Origin of the sequence: Marinobacterium lutimaris, from assembly GCF_900108065.1 — a bacterium.
GTDB classification, from domain to species: domain Bacteria; phylum Pseudomonadota; class Gammaproteobacteria; order Pseudomonadales; family Balneatricaceae; genus Marinobacterium_D; species Marinobacterium_D lutimaris.
In genome coordinates this window covers 794,042-809,627 of sequence record NZ_FNVQ01000001.1, presented here as the reverse complement: position 1 = coordinate 809,627, position 15,586 = coordinate 794,042, and the positions used below count along the sequence as shown (strand labels likewise).

The 15,586-nt window shown below is 59.5% G+C and carries 15 protein-coding genes; 13 read left to right on the top strand and 2 right to left on the bottom strand.

The features are described 5' to 3' along the window. The first annotated feature begins 2 nt into the window (after window positions 1-2). From ccoG to C4S72_RS03735, 4 genes are read left to right on the top strand one after another with little or no spacing between them, the layout of a single operon-like run. Window positions 3-1,361 carry a cytochrome c oxidase accessory protein CcoG gene (ccoG, locus tag C4S72_RS03750; RefSeq protein ID WP_104001711.1) on the top strand — a complete coding sequence of 453 codons (1,359 nt, stop codon included), beginning with the start codon at window positions 3-5 and terminating at the stop codon, window positions 1,359-1,361. Window positions 1,362-1,378: 17 nt separating this feature from the next. Next, entirely contained in the window at window positions 1,379-2,761 is a 1,383-nt protein-coding gene (locus C4S72_RS03745; protein WP_104001710.1) for a cytochrome ubiquinol oxidase subunit I, read from the top strand. 2 nt (window positions 2,762-2,763) lie between these two features. Continuing rightward, window positions 2,764-3,789 carry a cytochrome d ubiquinol oxidase subunit II gene (gene cydB, locus C4S72_RS03740; RefSeq protein ID WP_104001709.1) on the top strand — a complete coding sequence of 342 codons (1,026 nt, stop codon included), beginning with the start codon at window positions 2,764-2,766 and terminating at the stop codon, window positions 3,787-3,789. 13 nt (window positions 3,790-3,802) lie between these two features. Then, window positions 3,803-3,919: a DUF2474 family protein gene (locus tag C4S72_RS03735; RefSeq protein ID WP_104001708.1), complete on the top strand. Its 117-nt coding sequence runs from the start codon at window positions 3,803-3,805 to the stop codon at window positions 3,917-3,919. A 3-nt stretch (window positions 3,920-3,922) separates the two neighbouring features. Here the strand turns inward: C4S72_RS03735 and C4S72_RS03730 are convergent, their stop codons facing one another. Both C4S72_RS03730 and C4S72_RS03725 read right to left on the bottom strand, forming a co-directional pair. Further along, on the bottom strand, window positions 3,923-4,774 hold the full coding sequence (locus C4S72_RS03730) for a thymidylate synthase (RefSeq protein WP_104001707.1): 852 nt from the start codon (window positions 4,772-4,774) through the stop codon (window positions 3,923-3,925). Window positions 4,775-4,787: 13 nt separating this feature from the next. Next, the gene (locus C4S72_RS03725) at window positions 4,788-6,188 is read right to left on the bottom strand and encodes an aminotransferase-like domain-containing protein (protein ID WP_200826658.1); all 1,401 of its coding nucleotides are present in this window, start codon (window positions 6,186-6,188) and stop codon (window positions 4,788-4,790) included. Window positions 6,189-6,558: 370 nt separating this feature from the next. Between C4S72_RS03725 and C4S72_RS03720 the strand changes: the two genes are divergently transcribed. The 9 genes from C4S72_RS03720 to scpA all read left to right on the top strand — a co-directional run bounded on the left by C4S72_RS03720 (window position 6,559) and on the right by scpA (window position 15,380). Continuing rightward, window positions 6,559-7,041 carry an MSMEG_0572/Sll0783 family nitrogen starvation response protein gene (locus C4S72_RS03720; protein ID WP_104001706.1) on the top strand — a complete coding sequence of 161 codons (483 nt, stop codon included), beginning with the start codon at window positions 6,559-6,561 and terminating at the stop codon, window positions 7,039-7,041. A gap of 14 nt (window positions 7,042-7,055) precedes the next feature. Then, the gene (locus C4S72_RS03715) at window positions 7,056-8,066 is read left to right on the top strand and encodes a Nit6803 family nitrilase (RefSeq protein WP_104001705.1); all 1,011 of its coding nucleotides are present in this window, start codon (window positions 7,056-7,058) and stop codon (window positions 8,064-8,066) included. After that, window positions 8,023-9,123 carry an MSMEG_0568 family radical SAM protein gene (locus C4S72_RS03710; protein WP_235009037.1) on the top strand — a complete coding sequence of 367 codons (1,101 nt, stop codon included), beginning with the start codon at window positions 8,023-8,025 and terminating at the stop codon, window positions 9,121-9,123. Before C4S72_RS03715 ends, C4S72_RS03710 begins: the two co-directional genes overlap by 44 nt. Before the next feature lie 16 nt (window positions 9,124-9,139). Then, entirely contained in the window at window positions 9,140-9,739 is a 600-nt protein-coding gene (locus C4S72_RS03705; protein ID WP_104001703.1) for an MSMEG_0567/Sll0786 family nitrogen starvation N-acetyltransferase, read from the top strand. Beyond that, window positions 9,736-10,719 carry a sll0787 family AIR synthase-like protein gene (locus tag C4S72_RS03700; protein ID WP_104001702.1) on the top strand — a complete coding sequence of 328 codons (984 nt, stop codon included), beginning with the start codon at window positions 9,736-9,738 and terminating at the stop codon, window positions 10,717-10,719. Before C4S72_RS03705 ends, C4S72_RS03700 begins: the two co-directional genes overlap by 4 nt. Before the next feature lie 70 nt (window positions 10,720-10,789). Further along, a complete protein-coding gene (locus C4S72_RS03695; protein WP_104001701.1) occupies window positions 10,790-11,074 on the top strand; it encodes an MSMEG_0570 family nitrogen starvation response protein in 285 nt (94 codons plus the stop codon). 43 nt (window positions 11,075-11,117) lie between these two features. Next, window positions 11,118-12,410, top strand: coding sequence for an MSMEG_0569 family flavin-dependent oxidoreductase (locus C4S72_RS03690; RefSeq protein WP_104001700.1), 1,293 nt, complete (start codon window positions 11,118-11,120; stop codon window positions 12,408-12,410). 16 nt (window positions 12,411-12,426) lie between these two features. Beyond that, a complete protein-coding gene (locus C4S72_RS03685; RefSeq protein ID WP_104001699.1) occupies window positions 12,427-13,305 on the top strand; it encodes a Pnap_2097 family protein in 879 nt (292 codons plus the stop codon). Between the two features lie 2 nt (window positions 13,306-13,307). Then, on the top strand, window positions 13,308-15,380 hold the full coding sequence (scpA, locus tag C4S72_RS03680) for a methylmalonyl-CoA mutase (protein ID WP_104001698.1): 2,073 nt from the start codon (window positions 13,308-13,310) through the stop codon (window positions 15,378-15,380). Window positions 15,381-15,586: the final 206 nt, after the last annotated feature.

The following is a 15,586-nucleotide window of genomic DNA, read 5'->3' as shown; positions in this document are numbered from 1 at the left end:
CAATGGAAAAGATACCCGTCGTTCAAGATTACACGCCGCCCTTTGCCCGAGATGGCAAGTTTCACGTCCGCCTTACCAAAGGCCGCTTTCAGAATCTGCGCCGACTCAGCAGCTGGCCGATGCTCGCTCTGTTCTTTGGCCTGGTATGGGTACAGGTGGATGGGCAACCCTGGCTGATGTTCTCGTTCGCGCAGCGCAAGCTGATCCTGTTCGGTAATGCGCTCTCCTGGCATGACCTGCCATTGCTGGCCGGGTTGATGATCGCCGGCGCCTGCCTGCTGTTTTTTCTCGCCGTCGCCTGGGGGCGTGTCTGGTGTGGCTTTGCCTGTCCGCAGAGTATCTGGACCTGGCTGTTTATCCGTATCGAGGATCTGACCGAGGGGCGCGCCAGCGTCAGGGCTCGCGCCGAAAACAAAGCAATGAACGCAGAGCGATTGCTACGCCGCAGCGCCAAGCACCTGCTCTGGATAGTTCTCGCCACCTTAACCGCGCTCACCTTTACCGGCTATTTCATACCTATGCGTGAACTGGTCGCGAGCGTCTTGCAGCTTGAGATGGGCGCAGGCGTTGCCGGCTGGCTGGTGATCATGGCCGGGCTGACCTACGCCAATGCCGGCTTGGTGCGTGAGAAGATCTGCCTGCACGCCTGCCCCTATTCCCGTTTTCAGGGGGTGATGTTCGACCGCGATACCCGCACGGTCAGCTACGATGCCGTCCGCGGCGAGCCCCGCGCCAACCGGCGCAACGCCGATGCCAACAGTGGCGACTGCATCGATTGCGGCCTTTGCGTGCAGGTCTGCCCCACCGGTATCGATATTCGTGACGGGCTGCAGGCGGCCTGCATCGACTGCGCTGCCTGCATCGACGCCTGCGATACGGTGATGAGCAAACTGAACCGCCCCACCGGGCTGATCCGCTTTGCTTCCGAAGCCCAGCTTGAACAGAAGCCCTCACCGCTGCTGCGCCCGCGACTGGCCGGATATGCTGCGGTGATGCTCACAGCCTGCAGCGCCGTCGTTTACGGTTTCACCGGTACCACCGATCTGCTGGTGGAGATCCGCCGCGATCGTGGCGCGCTCTTTACCCAGTTAGATGCGCAGCATGTCTGCAACCATTACCGCCTCAAGGTTGAAAGTTTTGCCCCAGGCGAATCGCTGATTCGTGTCTCCGTGCAGGGAGAGGGGCAGTTTGAGCTGTTTGGCCCCGAGGCGATCAACCTCGCTGAAAACAACGCCACCTGGTTACCTTTCCGGGTGTGCAACCAACAGAGCCTGCCAGCGAGATCCCCACTCACCTTCCATTTTCAGGGGCGTCAGGTTCACGCCACCAAAGAGACAACCTTCCTGACCCAGTCGATCTAATCGACCTAGGAGCGCACGTGCAAGAAACCGCTTTATTATTGGCGCGGATCCAGTTTGGGTTCACCGTGTCCTTTCATATTATCTTCCCGGCGATCACCATCGGCTTGGCCAGTTATCTGGCGGTGCTGGAGGGGTGCTGGCTGCGTAGCCGTAATCCGGTGTTCAAGCAGCTGTACCAGTTCTGGAGTCGCATCTTTGCCCTTAACTTCGGAATGGGTGTGGTGTCTGGCCTGGTGATGGCCTACGAGTTTGGCACTAACTGGAGCGGATTCTCCGCCTTTGCCGGTAGCATTACCGGCCCATTGCTGACCTATGAAGTGCTCACCGCTTTCTTTCTGGAAGCGGGCTTTCTCGGCGTCATGCTGTTTGGCTGGAGTAAAGTGGGCGAAAAGCTGCACTTTTTCGCCACCCTTATGGTCGCCATTGGCACGCTGATCTCCGCAACATGGATTCTCGCGTCCAACTCCTGGATGCAGACACCGGCCGGCTACGAGATTGTGGATGGCAAAGTGATCCCCACCGATTGGTTGGCAATCATCTTCAACCCCTCCTTCCCCTATCGCCTGGTGCACATGGGCCTTGCGGCGTTTCTTAGCACCGCTTTGATGGTGGGCGCGAGTGCCGCCTGGCATCTGTTGAAAGGACGGGATAGCGCTGCGATTCGCACCATGCTGATGATGGCGATCGGCATGCTGATGGTTGTTACGCCACTGCAGATCATCGCCGGCGATGCGCACGGTATCAATACGCTGGAGCACCAGCCCGCCAAGGTGGCGGCCATGGAGGGGCACTGGCGCAATGAGTCCGCAGGCGAAGGGGTACCGCTACTGTTGTTTGGCTGGCCGGATAACGAGGCGGAAACCACTCACTTTGCCTTCGGCATTCCGCATCTTGGTAGTTTGATCCTCACCCACAGCTGGGATGGAACCTTCAAAGGGTTATCGGAGTTTCCCGCTGACGAGCGCCCCAATGCTACCGCTGTGTTCTGGTCGTTCCGCGTCATGGTGGGCCTTGGCACGCTGATGCTGCTGCTGGGTGTTTGGGGTGTCTGGGCCTGGTGGCGACGGACACTGTTTAGCAACCGCAGACTGTTGCGTTTTGCCCTGCTGATGGGGCCGACGGGGCTGATTGCGCTGCTGGCCGGCTGGTTTACCACGGAGCTGGGGCGTCAACCCTGGGTGGTTTATGGGCTGCTGAAAACCGCGGATGCGGCAAGCCCCCATCAGGCGCTTGAGCTGACAATCTCACTGGTGCTGTTTGTGATTGTCTATGGGCTGATTTTTGGTACCGGCATTCGTTACATGCTGCGCCTGATCGCTCAAGGGCCGGATCACAACATTGAGACCACCCTGTCGACTGTACGCCAAGCGCCGCTTTCCAACACAGAGCAAGGAGAATAACCATGGGTATCGATACTGCGGCTATCTGGGCCGTCATCATCCTCGTCGGTGTCATGCTCTACGTCATCGCCGACGGCTTTGACCTGGGCGTGGGGCTACTCTTCCCCTTTGTTAACGGCGAAAAAGATCGCGATCGCATGATGGCGAGCGTGGCACCCATCTGGGATGGCAACGAAACCTGGCTGGTACTGGGAGGCGCGGCATTGATGGCGGCGTTCCCGCTGGCCTATGCGGTGGTGCTCAGCGCCCTCTATCTTCCCATTGTGTTTATGTTGATCGGCCTGATACTGCGCGGCGTGGCGTTTGAGGCGCGGGCTAAATCCAGCGACGCCAGCCGCCATCTGTGGAACAAGGCGTTTTTTGCCGGCTCCCTGCTGGCGAGCTTTTCTCAGGGGGTCACCCTCGGTAGTTACCTCAACGGTATCCGCGTTGTGGATGGGCAGTTTGCCGGCACCGCCTGGGACTGGATCAGCCCATTCTCGCTGTTTTGCGGTGTCGCACTATCGGCAACCTATGCACTGCTGGGCAGTACCTGGCTGATCATGAAAACCGACGGCCTGTTGCAGAGCCTGATGCGTCGCCTGACCTACCCGCTGGTCATCATGTTGCTGGTGTTTATGCTGGTGGTGTCGATCTGGACGCCGCTGGGACATCCGGCAATCGCCGAGCGCTGGTTTAGTCTGCCCAACCTCTACTGGCTAGCGCCGCTGCCGATTGTGACGCTGCTCGCCTGCGTGTGGCTGCTGTGCTCGGTGAAACAGGGCGAAGCGACGCCCTTCCTGATGACGCTGGTGGTGGTGATGCTTGGGTTTATCGGTCTTGGTATCAGCCTGTGGCCCAACGTGATTCCACCCGCCCTCAATTTCTGGCCTCCGGGCATCGACATATGGGAAGCCTCCTCCCCCGTTGCCAGCCAGGGATTTGCGCTGGTCGGCGCGCTGGTGATCATCCCGATCATCCTGATGTACAGCGCCTGGTCCTATTATGTGTTCCGCGGCAAGGTGAGCGCTGAAGACGCGTATCACTGATGGGTATTACTGCATGCTGAAATCAAAAAACCTGCATCAACTGCTGTGGCTGGTTGCGATCTGGAGCGCCAGTGTCAGTGTCACCTATCTGGCGGCACTGATACTGCGGGCCCTGATCCCTTCGGCCTGAGGTTTAAACCGAAAACGGATAAGCGATCGGCGGATGACTCTGGTAACCCTCGACCTTGAAATCGTCGAGGGTGACCCAGTTTTCGAGATCATCCAGGGTGCGGATATCCGGATTGATCTCGAGGCTGGGTAGCGGGAAGGGTTCCCGTTTGAGCTGCACATCGCGCAGCAACTCCAGCTGGTCCTCATAGATATGCGCATTGACGATCTTGTGAAAGGCGGTACCCGGCTTATGGCCGGTGATCTGCGCGATCAGTCGCAACAGCGCAAACACCTGCACCTGATTGAAGTTCAGACCCAGCGGCACATCGCAGGAGCGCTGATAGGAGGTCAGATAAAGCGTGTCGCCGAGTAGCGAGAAGGTATGGGTGTGCATGCAGGGTCGCAGGCAACCGAGATGAAACTCACCGGGGTTATAGAAGCTCAGGATCTCGCCACGGTCGTCTATGCCCCGTTTCAGATTACCTACCAGCTTGGCCAGCTGGTCGACCTCTTTTCCCTCAGGCGTGCGCCAGTGACGCCCCTGAACACCATAAACCCGCCCCATATCGTCCGCCCCTTTACGGCAGGGGTTCGCCAGCCAGTCGGCATTCTCGTTGGAATTGGCATCCCAGGTTTTGGTACCCAGCTTGCGAAAGTCGGCGGCATTGTCATAACCGCGGATATAACCGAGCAGCTCTGCGATGGCCGCTTTCCAGTAGCTTTTACGGGTCGTGATCAGCGGCAGCTCATTGGCGGCTACGTTATAGCTGAGATCCGCGTTAATCAGTGTCAGACAGCGCTTGCCGGTGCGCTGATTGGTCACCCATTCGCCTTCATCGATGATGCGTCGACATAAATCCAGGTACTGTTTCATCAGGCGCTCCGGTTCAGGTTGTCAGTGATGACAGGTAGGCGGGCTGATCGATAAGGTCGGCCACATGCTGTAGCCCCTCTTCCCATATGTCGCGACTGATCGGACCACCAAAGCATAGCCGCAGTGCGTCCGGCGGGTTGTTATCGGTGCTGAATGCTGCGCTCGATACCGCACTGACGCCGTGACCCCGCAATTGAACGGCCAGTTCCGAGGGGTTCCAGTTCGATGCCTTCGGCAGTTTCAGCCAGAGATGAAAGGCCCCTTTGGCCGAGGCGATACGCTGGCGCCCCAGGTATTGTTCGGCCAGTTTCAGCCGTGCGATCGCTTCGTTGCGGATCGCCTTGCGCATCGCCTCCGCGGTACCATCCAGAATCCAGCTGCTCACCAGCTCATCCACCAGCGGGCTCGACATCACATAGAGCGCGCGCATGGCGCCGGCAAAGCGCTGCGCCTGACGGCGCGAAGGTGCATGCACAAACGCAGAGCGCAGCCCAGGCCCAAAGCACTTCGCCGTACCCATGATGTAGTAGGTCAGCTCCGGCGCCAGATCGGCGATCGGGGTCACCGGTTCTTCGCTCAGCAAGGTATAGGCATCATCTTCAATGATCGGAATGCTGTAGCGCAGCGCCACATCTGCCAGCGCCTCGCGGCGGCTCTGAGGAATCGTCGTGGTGGTCGGGTTTTGAATGGTCGGGTTCAGATACAGCACGGCGACGTTACCCTGCTTGCACACCTCCTCAAACGGGCGCACCAGCGGGCCATCGGCATCGCGCTCCAGTGAGTGCAGGGTCAGCCCCAGCTGCGCCGCGATCGCTTTAATGCCGGGATAGGCCAGGCTTTCGACGCATACCAGCTTACCGGGATCGACCAGTTTAGTGAGTAGCCCCACCAGCGCGCTGTGAATACCGGGGCAGACCAGCACCTGCTCAGGCACCGCACGACTCAGTCGCTGATCCAGCCATTTAAGCGCCGCCTCTTTCGAACGTGGAGAGCCGCCAAACGCCTGATAGCGCAGCATGGAGTACAGATCATGTTGCGCCATCACCGAAATCGCGCTGTCACGCACCTGCTCCACCAGCGTCGGAATCGACGGCTCGATCATCAGGTTCATGGTCATCTCATAGTCACCTCGGCTGGGCTGAACGCTAACTGTCCTTCCCTTCACAAAGGTGCCAGAGCCGGGATGAGAGTCGATCAATCCCCGTGCCCGAGCTTCGTTGTAGGCTCGCGCCGCCGTGGTGTAGTTGATACCGACTGCCGAGGCCAGATCACGCAGGGTGGGCAGCCGGTCCCTTGCTTGAAGACGACCGCTATCGACGTCTTCTTCTATCAGATCGGCAATCAGGCGATAAGCAGGCGTCCCTTTCTCTGATTCCAACCGATGGCGCCAACGCTGAAGCTCGTGTGTACTCATTAATGCAATCAACTCTTTATATAAATCGGATAGTTGCAACCAGGCATTCTACTCCATTTGTTATATCGAAAATATCTACCGACAATAACCAATTGATTGGATAGAGCGCCCCAACAGAGAGCATATAGAGACTTAACGCACTAATACTGCACAATCAGTCAGTTAAATTAGAAAATATGCATAATATACAAAACGCATGCATCTGAATTTTTTATCCGATTTTTGAGTTAGACACCAATCATTGATTGCATATTGATTGCAATCATACCCAAATCAATTGGCATATCGATTGCTCCATCCTGATTGCACCAAATCAAACGCGACTTTGCTTTTGGTTCAACTCAAGACAAAAAAGATGGAGTAACAGACTATGCCAACCGTAACCCAGCCACAGCACAAAGCCGGTGATTTCTTCGTCGATTACGAAGAGAAAGTGTTTGAAGATGTTCAGGCGAAACCTGGCGAAAAAGCGCTGGTGACCTTCCATACCGTTGCCTTTGAAGGCTCCATCGGCCTGGTCAACATGCTTCAGGCTACCCGCCTGCAGCGCAAAGGCTACGAGACTTCCATTCTGCTTTACGGACCCGGCGTTACCCTGGGTCTGCAGCGTGGCTTCCCCACCATCGGTGATGAAGCGTTCCCGGGTCATCAGAACTACGCCAACCAGCTGAAGAAGTTCATGGCGGAAGGCGGCAAGGTGTACGCCTGCCGCTTTGCCCTGCAGGCGCTCTATGGCCACGGCGAGCCGTCTCTGGTTGAGGGGATCCGCCCGATCAATCCGCTGGATGTGATGGACCTGAAACTCCTGCACATGCGCGACAACGCGGTCATCCTCGATACCTGGACCCTGTAAGGAGCGTAGCGGCCATGACCACCTCTAAAGTGGTACGGGCCGCTGCCGTTCAGATTGCTCCGGATCTTCGGAGCGCGAACGGCACGCTGGCCAATGTACTGAATGCAATGGATGAAGCGGCCGCGAAAGGCGTCGAATTGATCGTCTTTCCGGAGACCTTTGTCCCCTACTATCCCTACTTCTCTTTTGTATACCCCGCCGTGGCCTGCGGCGCCGAGCACCTGCGTCTGTATGAAGAAGCGGTTGTGGTGCCGGGGCCTATCACCGACGCGGTAGCCGAGCGTGCCCACAAGCACGCCATGGTGGTCGTGCTTGGCGTGAACGAACGTGATCACGGCAGCCTCTACAACACCCAGCTGATCTTTAACGCTGACGGCAAACTGCTGCTTAAGCGCCGCAAGATCACGCCCACCTACCATGAGCGAATGATCTGGGGCCAGGGCGACGCCGCGGGCCTCAAGGTTGCCGATACCGCCGTCGGCAGGGTCGGTGCACTGGCCTGTTGGGAGCACTACAACCCGCTGGCCCGCTATGCACTGATGACCCAGCATGAGCAGATCCATTGCAGCCAGTTCCCCGGCTCACTGGTCGGCCCCGTGTTTGCCGATCAGATCGAAGCGACCATTCGCCACCACGCACTGGAGTCCGGCTGTTTCGTGGTCAACTCCACCGGCTGGCTGCATGACGAGCAGATCGAGTCGATCACCCCTGACGAGAAGCTGCAGCAAGCCCTGCGCGACGGCTGCAACACAGCCATTATCTCGCCGGAGGGTAAGCACCTGGCGACGCCGCTGACCGAGGGTGAAGGGCTGGTGATTGCCGATCTCGATTTCAGCCTCATTACCAAGCGCAAACGGATGATGGATTCCGTTGGCCACTACGCGCGCCCTGAACTGCTGAGCCTGGCGATCAACGACGAGCCCGCCCGCTATAGCCGTCCACTTGCCCCCACTGCGGATGAAAGCCTCCAAGGAGCCGATGATGAGCCCAAGCAAGTCAACCCAGCGCCAGCATTTGATTACTGAGCTGCAGACACGGGGTCTGCGCCTGAACAGTGTCGATCAGGACCACGTTAGCCGCCGTGGCGGTGCCGGCCCTTCCGATCATCAGGCGGTGACCATCGATGGCACCACACTGATGGTACCGATCTATACCCAGTCGGCCTGGCGCTCCCCTTTTGCAGTGGAGTCCGACGAGAGCGGTCACCGGCTGGTCGAGAATGCGATTCCGCTGGCGGATATCACCTTTGCCGAGACACCGCGTTTTTACGATCTCAGCACCGAGGATGGCACCCCCTACTCGCAGATAGCCACGCTGCACAGCAAGGACGTGCTCGCCACCACCGTGCTGCAAACCTGTATCCGCTATGAGAGCCGGCGCAAGGCATGCAAGTTCTGCTCGATCGGTCAGTCGCTGCAGGCGGGTCGCACCATCGCCCGTAAAACACCGCAGCAACTGGCTGAAGTGGCAAAAGCCGCGGTTGAACTCGATGGCGTGCAGCACATGGTGATGACCACCGGGACGCCTGCGACCGCAGATCGTGGTGCCGCCATTCTCTGCGAGAGTGCGCAGGCGATCCGCGCGGCGGTGGATCTGCCACTGCAGGCCCAGTGCGAACCGCCCAATGATCCCATCTGGTATCAGCGCATGAAGGATGCCGGTATCGACACCCTCGGTATGCATCTGGAGGTGGTAACCCCTGAGCTGCGCAAGGAGCTGATGCCGGGTAAGGCGGAGGTTTCCATCGAGGAGTATCTGCTGGCCTTTCGCGATGCGGTTGCAGTCTTTGGTCGTGGCCAGGTCAGCACCTACATCCTGGCGGGCCTTGGGGATAGCAAGGAGGCGATTCTTGAGATCTGCGAGCAGCTGATCGAGATCGGCGTTTACCCCTTCGTGGTGCCGTTCGTGCCGATCACCGGTACGCCGCTGGAAGATCTGACACCGCCCGGCAGCGAGTTTATGGAGTCGATCCTGGCGCCTCTGGGCAAACGCCTGCAGCGGGCGAGCATGCGCTCCAGCGATATCAAGGCGGGCTGCGGCCGCTGCGGTGCCTGCTCCACCCTGTCCGAGTACGAACACTGAGTGTGAGGGTTTCGCTATGACCAGTAAAAACCGCCATCCGGCCTACTCCGAATACACCATTAAATGGGCCAGCCTCGATTGGGAGGCCAACGAGGCCTACGCCTTGCGCCGACGCGTGTTCTGCGACGAGCAGTCGCTGTTTGAGCAGGACGACCGGGATCTCACCGATCAATCGGCACAACTGCTGGTAGCGCTTGGCGGTCACGGTGGCTGGCATGAGCAGGTGGTGGGCACCGTGCGCATCCATGAGGAGGAGCCGGGAATCTGGTACGGCTCACGCCTGGCGGTTGATCCGGCGTTTCGTACCCAGGGCTATCTCGGGGCCACGCTGATCAAGCTGGCGGTGTCCAGTGCCCATGCACTGGGTTGTCGCTGCTTTCTGGCCCGGGTGCAGTCGCAGAACGAAACCCTGTTCCGTCGCCTGCACTGGGCGCGCATCGGCGAAGAGAGCGTGCGTGACCTGCCCCACGTCATCATGCAGGCGGACCTCAGCCACTATCCGCCCTGCCACACCCCCTTTGGCGGTTTTGTACTGCGCGCTCGTAACCGCCGCTCAACGGCGGAGATTGCACCGGGACTGCTTGAGCTGACCCGCGCCCTGGAGACAGAGGCATGAGCATGGAGCTGCGCACGCTGATGGCACAGGTGAGCCAGTACGCCGGCATCGCCCATAAAGAGGATATCGCCCGGCTGGCTCCACAACTGCCACCGCTGCCGCAAGGCTGGCACCCCAACGGCGATGACGCAGCGGCGATTCCCGGCCCCGAGGGTTACTCACTGTTGGCGATGGAGGGGTTTCTGAACGCCTTTGTTGAACAGGACCCCTGGTTTGCCGGCTGGTGTGGCGTGATGGTCAATATCAGCGATATCGCCGCCATGGGCGGGCGGCCGTTGGCGGTGGTCAACGCGCTTTGGAATCACGATATCGATCACGCCCAGCAGATTTTCGCCGGCATGAGTGCCGCCGCCGAAACATTCGGCGTACCGATTATCGGCGGCCACACCAACCTGCGCGCCAATCAAGCGCAACTGGCCGTTTCTATTCTCGGCCAGGCGAAACAGCTGCTCAGTGCGTTTGCGGCACAACCCGGGCAGGTGCTGGTCGCCGCCATCGACCATCGGGGCGCTTTCCGTGCGCCCTACCTCAACTGGAACGCCGCCACGCAGGCACCGGCCCAACGCCTGCGCGGTGATATCGCACTACTACCCGAAATCGCCGAGCGAGGGCTTGCCAGCGCCGCCAAGGATATCAGCCAGGCGGGGCTGATCGGCACCGCGCTGATGCTGCTGGAGAGCTCTGGCGTGGGCGCGCGCATCGAGCTGGATGCGATTGAAAAACCACAAGGCGTCAGCTGGGCTGATTGGCTCTGCGCTTTCCCAAGCTTTGGCTACCTGCTGACGACAGATCAGGCGTCACTGCCAGCGCTGCTGGGGCTATTCCACAGCCGTGATATCAGCGCCTCAGCCATCGGCACAATCACCGATGACAAACAGCTTTGGGTGAGGCATGACGCGCAAAAGGTGCAGGTGCGCGACCTTGGCAGCCAACCGCTGATGGGGTTTCGCCCGGAGAGCGACACGGCCTCAGCGCCCTGACGACGCCTTTAAACAATGCCTTAAACAATACCTTTGAATATGCCCCTAAGACATTGATGGAGAAGTAAAAATGCCCGCAATTAACTTCAACGTCCGCTGGCCCGACGGCAGCGAAGACAGCTGCTACTCCCCCTCGACCGTGGTGCGCGACCACTTCAAGACGGGTGACACAATGCCACTGGCCGAGTTCGTCAGCAAAGCCGAGGTGGCGCTCGATTCCGCCAGCCAGCGCGTCGAGCAGAAATTTGGCTACGCCTGCTCCAGCTCCATGGACCAGCTGGCTGTCATCAAGGCAAAAGCCGCGCGTTTTGAAGCCAGCGAGCACCCCGAGATTGAGATCACCCACATCTCCTGAACCGACAACCGATAAAGACTCAGTAAAGACAATGGATACCCACATGAGTAACGAGCAAACAACCAAACCGCACTACCCCGTTATTGTTATCGGCGCAGGCCAGGCGGGCCTGTCGATCAGCTACTTCCTTAAGCAGTTGCAGATTGACCACCTCGTGCTTGAGAAGAACACCCTGATGCATGGCTGGAAAAACGAGCGCTGGGACGCCTTCACCCTGGTAACGCCCAACTGGCAGTGCGACCTGCCCGGCCACCCCTATGATGGCGATGACCCCAAAGGGTTTATGACCCGCGATGAAACCATCGGCTACCTGGAGCGCTTTGCCGCGAAGGTGAACGCCCCGGTGCGTGAAGGCGTGAGCGTCAATAGCGTTGAGACCGACGCTGACGGCGTGTACCAGCTCTGTACTTCGCACGGCGACTTCAGTGCCGACCAGGTTGTGGTCGCCTCCGGTGGCTACCACATTCCGGTGATTCCGCGGATGGCGGAACGGGTGCCGCAAGCGGTGTTTCAGATGCACTCGGCGCAGTACAAGAACGCCGACCAGTTCCCCGAAGGTGCCGTGTTGGTGGTGGGCTCAGGCCAGTCGGGCGCGCAGATCGCCGAAGATCTGCACCTGTCCGGGCGCAAGGTGTTCCTCGCCACCGGCAATGCGCCGCGCGTCTCACGCTTCTACCGTGGCAAGGATGTGGTGGAGTGGCTGGACGACATGGGTTACTACCAGATATCCGTCAACGAACATCCGCTGGGCAAGAACGTTCGCAACAACACCAACCACTACGTCACCGGCCGTGATGGCGGTCGCGATATCGACCTGCGTGAATTCGCCAAGGAAGGGATGGAGCTCTACGGCCTGATGAGCGAGTTTGATGGTGAAAACCTGATCTTCCAGCCCAACCTAGCGGACAACCTGAACAAGGCGGACGCCACCCTCAACAACATCAACGCCCGCATTGATGCCTGGATCGAAAAACAGGGCATCGAAACCGAGGAAGGTCCCTCCATTTACACCCCGGTGTGGGAGCTGCAACAGGAGCGTACCTCGCTTAACCTGGCTGACTCGGGCATCACCAGTATTCTCTGGTGCATCGGTTTCCGTCCCGATTTCGCCTGGCTGGATGCCGCCGTGTTCAATGGCCAGGGCCATCCCAAGCATGAGCGCGGCGTCACCCAGCAACCGGGCCTCTACTTTATCGGCCTGCCCTGGTTGCACACCTGGGGCTCCGGGCGCTTCTCCGGCGTACGCCAAGACGCAGAACATCTGGCCCATCAGATCGAGCGCTATCAGGCGCAGGTGAAAAGTGGCGCTAACGCCAAGGACGCCGTCACGGCCTGAATGGAGAGATGACGCGATGATCAGCTGTAACGCGCAATTTATCGCCGGCATGCCCAACCTGTCCCTGTGCGGCTTGAGTGAGAACTGGCTGCTCAAGGAGTGCGGCAATCAGCATTGGTTCGTGCTGGCAAAGCAGTTCGGCGAAACCCTGCCGGATTTCAGGGCGCCGGATGGCTCACCGGTTTATGCCGCCTTTGTGGCGGTAAAGCTGGATGATGCCCGTTTGCAGCTGATCAACGAAAACGATCAGTTCTGCATCGAAACCCGCCTGATCCCCATCGGCCGGGCGCGTTTCTTCAGCAGCCATCAACTGCTCTGCAATGGCCAAACCTGTGCGCGGGTGGAGATGCTCTCGACCCAGGTGAGCCGGCGGGAAGCGGGCAACAACCAGAGTGTAGTGCGTACCGAGCTGGCCACTGAGACTTCGACTGACTCAGCCAGCGATGCACGACTGACACTGAACGCGCAAGCGATCAGGCTGGCGGACTCCGCCAAAGCCTTTCGCAACGAACACTGGCAGGAGTGGCTGGAACTCAGGCCCGACACCTGCGCCAAGCTGCCCGGTATCATTCACCACCCCTGCCCCCATAACGATTTTAACGGCGCAGACTTTCTCTACTTCGCCAATTTCCAGGCCGCTGCCGACCGCGCCGAGTGGAGCTGGAATCGCAATCGCCAGCTGTGGCAGATCGCCGACCGGCAGTTGAACTACTACGGCAATATCAATATCGGCGATGCGCTGCACCTGAGCTTCGCCACGCTGAAATCCGATGAACGCACGCTGCTGCACTGGCTCAGCGTGCGCCGGGACTCAGACGGTCAGAAGATCGCCGATATCCTGACCCGTAAACAGCGCCTGAACGGCGCGGAATATCGCTGGGCCAACCGGGGGTGAGCATGGTAGAGCGCAAACCTTTTTACAGTGCCGATGATATTCGCCATCTGGAGTATCAACACAGTCGCCCGGGCGAAGCGCCATTTCTGCGCGGTCCGTTTACGCAGATGTATCGGCACAAGCCCTGGACGATTCGCCAGTACACCGGCTTTGCCAATGCTGAAGCCTCCAACGCCGCATTCAAGCAGACGCTGGCTGAGGGTGGTCAGGGGCTATCCGTCGCTTTTGACCTGGCAACGCACCTGGGCTTTGATTCCGACCACCCCGCCGCCCAGGCCGATGTGGCGCGCACCGGTGTAGCGATCGACAGCGTTGAGGATATGAAGCGACTGTTTGCTGGCATCGACCTCAGCCGTGTGTCGGTGTCGATGACCATGAACGGTGCGGTACTGCCGATCATGGCCGCGTTTATCGTCGCCGGCGAAGAGAGCGGCGTGGCCCGCGAGCAGCTGCGCGGCACCATTCAGAACGATATTCTCAAAGAGTTCATGGTGCGCAACACCTATATCTTTGCACCCAAGCCTTCGCTGCGGATCTGCGCCGATGTGGTGGATTATCTGAGCCACGCACTGCCTAACTTCAACAGCATGTCGATCTCCGGTTATCACTTTCAGGAAGCGGGAGCAGAACCCGCGCTGGAGCTGGCACTGACACTGGCGAACGCCCGCGCCTACCTGGATGCGATCAGCGCGCGGGGTCTGGATCTGGATCATTTCTGCCACCGGCTCAGCTTCTTCTTCGGCGTTGGCATGAACTTTTTTGATGAAATCGCCAAACTGCGGGCGGCGCGCCTGCTCTGGTGCGAAGAGGTTGAACATCGCGGCGCCAGATCGGATCGCGCCAAGCGGATGAAGATGCACTGCCAGACCTCCGGCTGGTCATTGACCGCGCAGGAGCCACACAACAACCTGATTCGTACTACCATCGAAGCGATGGCCGGCGTCTTTGGCGGCACCCAGTCGCTGCACACCAACGCCTACGACGAAGCGCTGTCACTGCCGACAGAGCACTCCGCGCGCCTGGCACGTAACACCCAGCTGATTCTGCAACAGGAAACCGGCATCTGCGATGTGGCCGACCCCTGGGGCGGCTCCTACATGATGGAATCCCTGACCCAGCAGATGGCCGATAAAGTGCGCGATTACCTTCGCCAGATCGATGCCATGGGCGGCATTCTGGCCGCGCTGGAATCAGGCTGGGTCAGCGAGCAGATCCACGGCCAGGCACTGAGAGCCCAGAGCCGTATCGACAACGGCCAGCGGCCGATTATCGGCGTTAACCGTTTTGTCAGCGATGATGAGGCTCGCCCGCCTGTGCGCGCTATCGATGCCGACGAGGTACTGCATCAGCAGCGCCAGCGCCTGCAACGGCTAAAAGAGACGCGCGACACCTCGCGGGTAGAAGCGGCGCTGGCCGATCTTACCACGGCCGCCGCTTCGCCAACGGCCAACCTGCTGGCATTCACCATTGAGGCGATCCGCGCCCGCGCCACGCTTGGCGAGTGCACCCAGGCCCTGCTGAAACAGATGCGTCGCCATCAGGCAGATGCGCATTACCTCGCCGGCCGCTATGGCTTGGAGCGTCGCCAGGATACCCAGTGGCGCAGCGTCCGCCGGGAGGTTGATGCCTACCACCAACTGTTGGGCCGAGCGCCCCGCGCCCTGCTGGTAAAACTGGGGCTCGATGGCCACGACCGTGGCGTTCGCCTGGTTGCCTCAGGGCTCAAGGATGCAGGTTTTGACGTGGATATCAGTGCACTATTCAGCACGCCAGAGCAGGTGCAGCGCATGCTCGATTCAGCCCCCTACGATGCCCTGGGTATCTCGCTGCTATCCGGCGCTCACCTGCCGCTGGTAGAGCAGCTGCTCAATACACTTGGGCCGCAATCCTGCGACCGACTGGGCGTGTTTGTTGGCGGTATTATTCCCGATCAGGATATCCCGGCCCTCACCGCGATGGGCGTCGATGCGGTTTTTCCGCCGGGAAGTTCCATGGAAGCGATTATCAGAAAGCTGATCACTGTGCTGGCCGATAAGCGTTCAGCGCTGGGCTTCAAATCGGTCAGTTACCGCTGATCACTCAAGGAGCCGAAGCGGCATCTCCGCTACCCCTGCATGCCTGCACGTCACTCTTTCAGCATGGCCACCTGTAACCTGCCGCCAGGCAGTGGCAGAGCGGGTTTGGGCTCCAGGGGGTATTGTGCAAATATCTGCCCATTAATAACGATGCACGCAGGATTTTGAGCAAAGATTTACTCAATCAGGTATCGCGGAGCCCACTC

What these genes read in the sequence shown, in the direction of transcription:
- C4S72_RS03695 (WP_104001701.1), top strand. Translation starts at nt 10,790, where the DNA reads ATGCCCGCAATTAACTTCAACGTCCGCTGGCCCGACGGCAGCGAAGAC.
- C4S72_RS03690 (WP_104001700.1), top strand. Translation starts at nt 11,118, where the DNA reads ATGAGTAACGAGCAAACAACCAAACCGCACTACCCCGTTATTGTTATC.
- C4S72_RS03715 (WP_104001705.1), top strand. Translation starts at nt 7,056, where the DNA reads ATGACCACCTCTAAAGTGGTACGGGCCGCTGCCGTTCAGATTGCTCCG.
- cydB (WP_104001709.1), top strand. Translation starts at nt 2,764, where the DNA reads ATGGGTATCGATACTGCGGCTATCTGGGCCGTCATCATCCTCGTCGGT.
- C4S72_RS03735 (WP_104001708.1), top strand. Translation starts at nt 3,803, where the DNA reads ATGCTGAAATCAAAAAACCTGCATCAACTGCTGTGGCTGGTTGCGATC.
- C4S72_RS03685 (WP_104001699.1), top strand. Translation starts at nt 12,427, where the DNA reads ATGATCAGCTGTAACGCGCAATTTATCGCCGGCATGCCCAACCTGTCC.
- C4S72_RS03710 (WP_235009037.1), top strand. Translation starts at nt 8,023, where the DNA reads ATGAGCCCAAGCAAGTCAACCCAGCGCCAGCATTTGATTACTGAGCTG.
- scpA (WP_104001698.1), top strand. Translation starts at nt 13,308, where the DNA reads ATGGTAGAGCGCAAACCTTTTTACAGTGCCGATGATATTCGCCATCTG.
- C4S72_RS03720 (WP_104001706.1), top strand. Translation starts at nt 6,559, where the DNA reads ATGCCAACCGTAACCCAGCCACAGCACAAAGCCGGTGATTTCTTCGTC.
- ccoG (WP_104001711.1), top strand. Translation starts at nt 3, where the DNA reads ATGGAAAAGATACCCGTCGTTCAAGATTACACGCCGCCCTTTGCCCGA.
- C4S72_RS03730 (WP_104001707.1), bottom strand. Translation starts at nt 4,774, where the DNA reads ATGAAACAGTACCTGGATTTATGTCGACGCATCATCGATGAAGGCGAA.
- C4S72_RS03700 (WP_104001702.1), top strand. Translation starts at nt 9,736, where the DNA reads ATGAGCATGGAGCTGCGCACGCTGATGGCACAGGTGAGCCAGTACGCC.
- C4S72_RS03725 (WP_200826658.1), bottom strand. Translation starts at nt 6,188, where the DNA reads ATGAGTACACACGAGCTTCAGCGTTGGCGCCATCGGTTGGAATCAGAG.
- C4S72_RS03705 (WP_104001703.1), top strand. Translation starts at nt 9,140, where the DNA reads ATGACCAGTAAAAACCGCCATCCGGCCTACTCCGAATACACCATTAAA.